Source organism: Kitasatospora sp. NPDC059462 (assembly GCF_042749955.1).
GTDB lineage: Bacteria > Actinomycetota > Actinomycetes > Streptomycetales > Streptomycetaceae > Kitasatospora.
This window is the reverse complement of record NZ_JBHYUU010000280.1, coordinates 1-7690: the sequence shown is the minus strand read 5'-3', so window position 1 is coordinate 7690 and position 7690 is coordinate 1. Positions and strand designations below refer to the sequence as shown.

Genomic DNA, 7690 nt, shown 5'->3' with positions numbered 1-7690 from the left:
GGCCTGGGCGGCAGTTGGGCCGGCTCCTGGGTGGAGGGCGCCGACGCGGCCGGGCTGGCCGTCGCCACCACCCGGGCCGCCGACGCCGCGTCGATCCGCGCGGCGGGCGCCCGCCCGGTGCTGGTCGCGCGCACGCTGGCCGCGCTGGACGGGGCGCTGGCCGCCCTCGACCGCGCCGCCGGCAGCGGCGCCGCCGGGCGGGCCGACGCGCTCGGCGCGGCGGTGCGCTTCGTCGACGTGCGCAGCAACACCGTGGTGGTGCAGGCCACCGACCGGGCCGCGGCCGAGCGGCTGGTCGCCGCCGCCGGGGTGGACCGGGCGGCGGTCCGGGTGGAGGCGGTGGCCGAGGCCCCGCGTCCGCTCTACGACCTGCGCGGCGGTGACGCCTACTACATCGACAACAGCAGCCGCTGCTCGATCGGCTTCCCGATCACCCGGGGGACGACCCAGGGCTTCGTCAGCGCGGGCCACTGCGGCCGGGCGGGCTCCAGCACGACGGGGTCCAACCGGGTCGCCCAGGGCAGCTTCCAGGCCTCGGTCTTCCCGGGCAACGACATGTCCTGGGTCGCCACCAACAGCAACTGGACGGCGACCCCGTACGTGAACAGCGCCTCGGGCGCGGTGAGCGGCTCGGTGCTCCAGCAGGTCGGCGCCTCGGTCTGCCGCTCCGGCTCCACCACCGGCTGGCACTGCGGGACCATCCAGCAGCACGGCACCAGCGTCACCTACCAGGAGGGCACCGTCTCCGGGGTGACCCGCACCAATGTGTGCGCCGAGCCGGGTGACTCGGGCGGCTCGTTCATCTCCGGGACGCAGGCGCAGGGCGTGACCTCGGGCGGCACCGGCAACTGCTCGCAGGGCGGAACCACCTACTTCCAGCCCGTCAACCCGATCCTCCAGGGCTACGGGCTGACGCTGAAGACGAACACCCAGGGCCCCGGCCCGGGCCCGGGCAACCCCGGCGGCACCTGGGCGGCCGGCACCGTCTACCAGGCCGGTGACACGGTGACCTACGGCAGCACCTCCTACCGCTGCCTCCAGGGCCACCAGGCGCAGGTCGGCTGGGAGCCGCCGAACACGCCGTCGCTCTGGCAGGCGGTCTAGGCAGGCGGTCCAGGCGGCCCGGGCGGGCGGCCCCGGGCGGGCGGCCCCGGGCGGGCGGCCCCGGGCGGGCGCCGGTGCGGCCGTGCCCCGTTCGCGGGGCGAGAACGCGACGGCGGGCCACCGGTGTGAGACCTTGGACGGGGGCGAACCACCAAGGAGGCCCGATGTCCTCGAAGCGCCGCCGCAAGAAGAGGGCCCGCCGCAAGGGCGCCAACCACGGCAAGCGGCCCCAGTGCTGAAGCAGCGCTGAGCCGGTGCCGCGACGCCGCGCCGGTCCGGACTCCCCGTCCGGACCGGCGCGGCGTTCACGCGTCGGCGGGCCCGTCGCTCCGCGGCGCGTAGCAGAGGCTGGCCATGGGCGCGCGGACGCTCCAGCCGAGGGCGGCGTAGAGCGCCCGCCCCTCGGGGGTGGCGACCAGGAGGCCGGTGTCGGCGCCGGCGCGGTGCCCGGCGTCCTGGAGGGCGCGCATCACCACCGAGCCCAGGCCGCGGCGGCGGTGGGCGGGGTCGGTCTCGATCTGGTCGGCGACGGCGACCGCCCCGGTGACGGCGAGCTGGCCGCGCGCGGCGAAGTGGCCGTCCACGGTGCGCACCAGGGCCCGCACCACGCCGCCGCGTTCCCAGCTGGTGAGGGTGTAGCCGGCGGGCGCCGCCGGGCGGCCGGCGGCGAGCGGCAGGGTCATCAGGTAGCCGGGGACGTCATAGCGCCAGCCGGGGCCGAGCCAGGGGCGGACGGTGTCGTCGTCGGCGAAGAGCTTCAGCCAGGTGCCCGGCGCGGTGGTGGCCGCCACCAGGGTGCGGACGTCGGCCTCGGCGGGTTCCGGCAGGACGTGCCGGGCCACCTGGTGGGGCTGTCCGACGTCGATGCTCCACCCCCAGGGCTCGTCCACCGGGTCGGCCGCGCCCCGCGACACGATCCAGCCCCCGATCCACTCCCGCACCAGCTCGTTGACGGTGGGCTCGTCCACCCGCCACCCCCTTGTAATAGTCACTAGGTCGATTCACATCTTACCAAGGCCCGGGCGGCGGTTCCCGCCGGCCCGGCACCGCCACCCCGGAGCCCGGCCGCCCGGCGGCGGCGACGGGCGCCCACGCGTTGCGGCGGAGGCGTGCGGGGCGCAGCATCCTGGGCATGACGAGCGACGAGGAACAGATCCGGGCCCTGATCACGCGCTGGGCCGAGGCCGTCCACCGGGGCGACCTGGCGGGCGTGCTCGCGGACCACGCGGCGGACATCGTCATGTTCGACGTGCCGCCGCCCTACGAGGGCATCCGGGGCATCGACGCCTACCGGGCGATCTGGCCGCCGTTCTTCGAGTGGCAGGCGCGCGGGGCCGCGTTCGCGATCGAGTCGCTGGACGTCACGGCCGGCGCCGACGTCGCCTACGCGCACGCGCTGCTGCGCTGCGGGACCCCGCAGGACCTCGCCGAGCGCCCGGCGCAGCGGCTGCGGCTCACCCTCGGGCTGCGCCGCCGGGACGGCCGCTGGGTGGTCGCCCACGAGCACCACTCGTTCCCGGAGGTCACCGGGGCGGAGTAGCGCCCGCGGTCCGGGCGGGGTTTCGGTGCGGCGGGGGCGGTTAGCCGTGTCGGTGCAAGCATCGATCCAGGAACCGAGGCCACCATGACCGCGTTCGGATACTTCCTGTCCTGCGAGGAGTTCACCCCGGCCCAGCTCGTCGACCAGGCGCGGCGGGCGGAGGCGGCCGGGTTCACCCGGCTGGCGATCTCCGACCACTTCCACCCGTGGAACGACGAACAGGGCAGCAGCCCCTTCGTCTGGGGCGTGATCGGGGCGCTGTCGCAGGTGACCGCGCTGCCGGTGACCACGCTGGTCACCTGCCCCACCGTGCGGCTCCACCCGGCGGTGACCGCGCAGGCGGCGGCGACCGCCGACGTGCAGCTGCCCGGCGGGCTGCGGCTCGGGGTGGGCACCGGCGAGGCGCTCAACGAGCACGTGCTCGGCGACCGCTGGCCGCCGTACGAGCAGCGGGCCGAGATGCTGGAGGAGGCCGTCGCGGTGATGCGCGAGCTCTTCACCGGCGGGCAGGTCTCGCACCGGGGCACGTACTACACGGTCGAGAACGCCCGGCTGTACACGGCGCCGCGGGAGGGCCGGCTGCCGGTCCTCGTCTCGGCGTTCGGGGCCAAGGCGGCCGAGCGGGCCGCGGGCTTCGCCGACGGGCTGGTCACCATGACCCCGGACACCGGGCTGATCGACCGCTACCGCGCCGCCGGGGGCCGCGGCCCGGTGGTCGGCGGGGTGAAGGTCTGCTGGTCCGCCGACCGGCAGCGGGCCGTGAAGACCGTCCACCGGCTGTGGCCGAGCGAGCTGCTGCCCGGCGAGCTGGCCCAGGTGCTGCCCACCCCGGCGCACTTCGAACAGGCCACCGAGCTGATCACCGAGGAGATGGTCGAACAGGCCGTGACCTGCGGCGACGATCCGGCCGAGCACGCCGCGCGGCTGGACGGCTACCGGCGGGCGGGCTTCGACGAGGTGTACGTGGGCCAGATCGGGGACGAGCAGGAGGGGTTCTTCGACTTCTACCGCGAGCGGGTCCTGCCGCGGCTGGGGTGAACGGCCCGGACCGCGCCGTGACCGGCTTCCCGCCCCGGGTGCTGGGCGACTACGCGCTGCTCGCCGACGGCGAGCGCGGCGCGCTGGTCGGGCCGGACGGCGAGGTCGCCTGGCTCTGCGCCCCGCACTGGGACTGCGACCCGGTCTTCGAGGAGTACGACATCGCCCGACGACAACTGCGAGGCAACCTGCCCCAGGCCTTCGTGCACGCGATGATGCTGGAGTGTGCGGCCCGGGCGGCCGCGCCGCCGTCCTGACGGATCCTCATCACCACGGAGGCACAGCATGTCCGCTTCACTCCCCGAGCTCACCGGCGACTACGTGCTCGACCCCACCCACACCCGGATCGGTTTCGTGGCGCGCCACGCCATGGTGACCAAGGTCCGGGGCTCGTTCGGCGAGTTCGAGGGCACCGCCCGCCTGGACGGTGCCGACCCGGCCAAGTCGGCCGGGCAGCTGACGATCAAGGCCCAGAGCATCGACACCGGTGTCGAGCAGCGCGACCAGCACCTGCGCACCAATGACTTCCTCGACGCCCCCACCTACCCCGAGATCACCTTCCGCAGCACCTCGGTCGAGCCCCGCTCCGAGACCGACTACCGGGTGACCGGCGACCTCACCATCAAGGACGTCACCCGCCCGGTGACCATCGACTTCGAGTACACCGGCAACGCCGTCGACCCGTACGGCAACCTGCGGGTGGGCCTGGAGGGGTCGGTGACGATCAGCCGCAAGGAGTTCGGGGTCACCTGGAACGCGGCGCTGGAGGGCGGCGGCGTGCTGGTCGGCGACAAGGTCGTCCTGGAGTTCGACATCTCGGCGGTCAAGCAGGGCTAGCCGGCCTCGCGGGAACGCCGGGCCGGCCGGGTGGTTCCGGCCGGCCCGGTCCCGCGCCGTCGTGGCGCGCGTGGCTAGCAGGCCGGGAGCGGCCGGGGCGGGGGGAGGACCACCTCGCACCAGACGGCCTTGCCCGGGCCGTGGCGGTACCAGCCCCAGCGGCGGGCCAGGCGGCCGAGCAGGAAGAGCCCGAGGCCGCCGACGTCCTCCGGGTGCCGGGGCCGGCGGGGGCGCGGCGGGCGGGGACTGCTGTCGGTCACCTCGATCCGCAAGAGGTTCTCGTCGCGCAGGAGCAGCAGGGAACCCGGCTCGCCCGTGTGCCGGACGGCGTTGGTCACCAGTTCGGAGACCAGCAGCAGCACGTCCGCGACGACGACGCGTTCGGTGATGTCGTCGAGCCAGTCCGAGGTGCGGGCCCGGGCCTCGGCGGTGATGCCGGGACGGGCCGACAGCGGGACCCGGAGGAGCGTCAGCGCTCCGTGGAGGCGGGTGACGGGCGGGGCGGCCCTGGGCATGCGCGCGGTCCTCCTTCCGGGGTGACGGGGATGGTGCGGGCGCGGTCAGCGGCCGAGGAAGCGGAACCGCCCGCCGCCGCTGCCGGCGGCGCGGCTCCCCCGGTCCTCGGCGGCCGGTTCGCCGACGACGGGCTCGTCCGCGGGCGCGTCCGCGGCGGGCCGCTCGGCGACCCGCGTCTCGACGGCGGGCTTCTCGACGGCACGCTTCTCGGCGAGCGCCTCCTCGGCCGGCGGCGCGTCGACGACGCGTTCCCCGGTGCGCGGGGCCCGCGGCGGCGCGGCGGCGGTCCGGCGGTCGCGCCGGGTCGTGCGGTCGACGCGCCGGCGCCTGCGGGCCGCGCCGGCCAGCGCCAGGCCGAGGCAGAACAGCAGCGCGAGCGCCAGCCCGGCGAGGAAGACGCCGAGGCTGGAGAGCGTCACCAGCTGGTGCCCCAGAATGGTCACCTGGTACTCCGGTCCGCCGGACAGGTTGTCGGCGATCAACAGGCCGGTGAAGGCCGCTGTCGCGGCGACCAGCAGGAGTCCGATCAGCAGCATGGCGGTGTCCCTTCGGTCCTCGCCCCTCGGTGTCCGGTCCCCTCCGCTGCGTCGCGCCTACCCGGGCGGGTCCCGCTCTAACGCCCGGCCGGCCCCTCCGGCTCGACGCGGACGGCGACCAGGCAGGTGTCGTCGTCGGTGTCGGCCGGGCTCAGCTCCAGCAGCAGGTCCAGGTAGCGCTCCAGGTCGGAGCCGGGGCGGCCGGCGGCGCGGATGAGGTGGTCGACGGACTCCTCGACGGGGCAGTCCCGGCGCTCGACCAGGCCGTCGGTGTAGAGCAGGAGGACGTCCCCCGGCTCCAGCCGCGCCGAGTGCTCCTCGTAGGCGGCGTCCGGCATGGCACCGAGCAGCACCCCGTGCGGCAGCGGCAGCACCTCGGCGCCGTCCGGGGTGAGCCTGATCGGCGGGAGGTGGCCGGCCCGGGCCCAGCGCAGCGTGCCGTCGTCCGGGCCGAGCAGCGCGCACACGGCGGTGGCGGTCAGCTGCCCCGGCTCGCGCAGGGCCACGGTGTTGGCCCACTCCAGCAGCCGGCCCGGACCCGCGCCGGTGACGGCCAGCCCGCGCAGCGCGTGGCGCAGCGCGACCATCCCGGTGGCCGCGCCGACCCCGTGACCGGCCACGTCCCCGACGGCGAGCAGCACCTGCCGGTCGGGCAGCACCAGCACGTCGTACCAGTCGCCGCCGACCCGCTCGCGCTTGGCCGCCGGCCGGTAGCGGACGGCGGCGCGCAGCCCGGTGGCGCCGAGCGGCGGCGGCGCCGCGGGCAGGATCGCCTGCTGGAGCCGCAGGGCCAGCTGTTCGCGCTCGGCCGACTCCTGCTCGCTGTCGGCCAGCCGCTCCCGGGTGGCGCCGAGCGCGACCTCCGTCCAGTGCTGCGCCGACACGTCGTGGTAGGCGCCGCGCACGGCGCTCAGCGCGCCGTCGGCGTCCAGCACCGGTTCGGCCACCACCCGGGTGTAGCGCTGGGTGCCGTCCGGGCGGACCAGCCGGAACACCGCGGAGGCGGTGCGCAGCCGGTGCTGGACGGTGTCCAGCAGCCGCCGGACGGCGGGCAGGTCGTCGGGGTGGACGTACCGGCCGAGGTGCGCCAGCGGCACGGCCGGGGCGTCGGGCGGCAGGCCGAACAGCTCGGACAGGCCCGCGTTCCACAGGATCCGGCCGGTCCCGGGCTGTTCCTCGAAGCCGGCGACCCTGGCGAGGCGCTGGGCCTGGCGCAGCAGCACGGTCTGGTCGGACTCCCCGCTCGGGTCGTCGTCCCGCTGCCAGGTGAGCAGCAGCCGCCCGTCGAGCGGGGCGACGGCGATCCGCAGGGTGGTGGGCTGGACGATGCCGCCGCCCTGGAAGACCAGGTGCAGGCGGTCGTCGGTGCGGGTCTCGCCGGTCTCGTGGGCCCGCAGCAGCGGTGCGAGCAGGCCGGTCGCGCAGGCCACCGGGTAGGCCTCCAGCAGGGAGGTGCCGTCCAGGCCGCTGCGGGGGCGGCCGAGCGGGTCGAGGAAGGCCCGGTTGGTGCGCAGGATCGTGAAGTCGACCGGCCGGCCGTCGCGCAGGACGGGGGCGAGCAGCAGAGCGGGGGTGAGCAGGCCGTCCAGCAGGTCGGCCTGCCGGTCCGGCGGGACGGCGGGCTCGGGGTGGCCGAGGACGGTGGCGCAGAGGTCGGCGAGGGCCCGGAACTGGCGGTGCTGCGGGGGGCCGAGGGCGGGCGCGGGGCCGGGCCAGAGCACTTCGAGCGCGCCGAGGCGGCGGCCGTCGTCGAGCAGCGGGAGGACGGCCCGGGGCGTGTCTGGGCCGCCGACGCGGGGGCCGGGCGCCGCCGGGTCGCCGGGCCAGTGCTCCTCCCCGGTGTCGACGGCCCGCCGGGCGGGGCTCGGGACGCCGGGCGGCACCCGGCTCCAGGCCTCGGCCTCGTCGGCCGGCAGCCCGGCCTGGGCGGCGAGTGCGAGGGCTCCGGCGGGCAGTTGCTGCCAGACCAGCACGGCGTGGGCGCCGAGCGGCGCGGCGCCCTGCCGCAGCACGGCCTCGACGGCGCCGGCCAGGTCGGACGCGGCGGCCAGGGCCCGCACGGGGGCCGCCGGGGCGGAATTTTTCGCGGGGGCACCGGACGGGCGGGACTTACGGGGTT

At 76.5% G+C, this 7690-nt stretch carries 9 protein-coding genes; 5 read left to right on the top strand and 4 right to left on the bottom strand.

All coding sequences use genetic code 11. The annotated features are described in order from the left end of the window. Window positions 1-1104: carbohydrate-binding protein (locus ACFXAM_RS36585; RefSeq protein WP_380297997.1), on the top strand; the 1104-nt coding region annotated here is incomplete at its 5' end. A gap of 305 nt (window positions 1105-1409) precedes the next feature. Here ACFXAM_RS36585 and ACFXAM_RS36580 read toward each other — a convergent pair. Continuing rightward, window positions 1410-2072, bottom strand: a complete 663-nt coding sequence (locus ACFXAM_RS36580) for a GNAT family N-acetyltransferase (protein WP_380297995.1) — start codon at window positions 2070-2072, stop codon at window positions 1410-1412. A gap of 164 nt (window positions 2073-2236) precedes the next feature. Between ACFXAM_RS36580 and ACFXAM_RS36575 the strand changes: the two genes are divergently transcribed. The 4 genes from ACFXAM_RS36575 to ACFXAM_RS36560 all read left to right on the top strand — a co-directional run bounded on the left by ACFXAM_RS36575 (window position 2237) and on the right by ACFXAM_RS36560 (window position 4519). Then, window positions 2237-2644: a YybH family protein gene (locus ACFXAM_RS36575; protein WP_380297993.1), complete on the top strand. Its 408-nt coding sequence runs from the start codon at window positions 2237-2239 to the stop codon at window positions 2642-2644. A gap of 84 nt (window positions 2645-2728) precedes the next feature. After that, window positions 2729-3682 carry a TIGR03557 family F420-dependent LLM class oxidoreductase gene (locus tag ACFXAM_RS36570; protein ID WP_380297991.1) on the top strand — a complete coding sequence of 318 codons (954 nt, stop codon included), beginning with the start codon at window positions 2729-2731 and terminating at the stop codon, window positions 3680-3682. A gap of 17 nt (window positions 3683-3699) precedes the next feature. Beyond that, the gene (locus ACFXAM_RS36565; protein ID WP_380297999.1) at window positions 3700-3939 is read left to right on the top strand and encodes a trehalase-like domain-containing protein; all 240 of its coding nucleotides are present in this window, start codon (window positions 3700-3702) and stop codon (window positions 3937-3939) included. A 28-nt stretch (window positions 3940-3967) separates the two neighbouring features. Further along, entirely contained in the window at window positions 3968-4519 is a 552-nt protein-coding gene (locus ACFXAM_RS36560; RefSeq protein ID WP_380297989.1) for a YceI family protein, read from the top strand. Window positions 4520-4593: 74 nt separating this feature from the next. Here the strand turns inward: ACFXAM_RS36560 and ACFXAM_RS36555 are convergent, their stop codons facing one another. From ACFXAM_RS36555 to ACFXAM_RS36545, 3 genes are all read right to left on the bottom strand, one after another. Further along, window positions 4594-5034, bottom strand: a complete 441-nt coding sequence (locus tag ACFXAM_RS36555) for an ATP-binding protein (protein WP_380297988.1) — start codon at window positions 5032-5034, stop codon at window positions 4594-4596. 45 nt (window positions 5035-5079) lie between these two features. Then, on the bottom strand, window positions 5080-5571 hold the full coding sequence (locus ACFXAM_RS36550) for a hypothetical protein (RefSeq protein ID WP_380297986.1): 492 nt from the start codon (window positions 5569-5571) through the stop codon (window positions 5080-5082). A 77-nt stretch (window positions 5572-5648) separates the two neighbouring features. Beyond that, window positions 5649-7690: PP2C family protein-serine/threonine phosphatase (locus ACFXAM_RS36545; protein ID WP_380297985.1), on the bottom strand; the 2042-nt coding region annotated here is incomplete at its 5' end.

What these genes read in the sequence shown, in the direction of transcription:
- ACFXAM_RS36570 (WP_380297991.1), top strand. Translation starts at nt 2,729, where the DNA reads ATGACCGCGTTCGGATACTTCCTGTCCTGCGAGGAGTTCACCCCGGCC.
- ACFXAM_RS36550 (WP_380297986.1), bottom strand. Translation starts at nt 5,571, where the DNA reads ATGCTGCTGATCGGACTCCTGCTGGTCGCCGCGACAGCGGCCTTCACC.
- ACFXAM_RS36555 (WP_380297988.1), bottom strand. Translation starts at nt 5,034, where the DNA reads ATGCCCAGGGCCGCCCCGCCCGTCACCCGCCTCCACGGAGCGCTGACG.
- ACFXAM_RS36560 (WP_380297989.1), top strand. Translation starts at nt 3,968, where the DNA reads ATGTCCGCTTCACTCCCCGAGCTCACCGGCGACTACGTGCTCGACCCC.
- ACFXAM_RS36575 (WP_380297993.1), top strand. Translation starts at nt 2,237, where the DNA reads ATGACGAGCGACGAGGAACAGATCCGGGCCCTGATCACGCGCTGGGCC.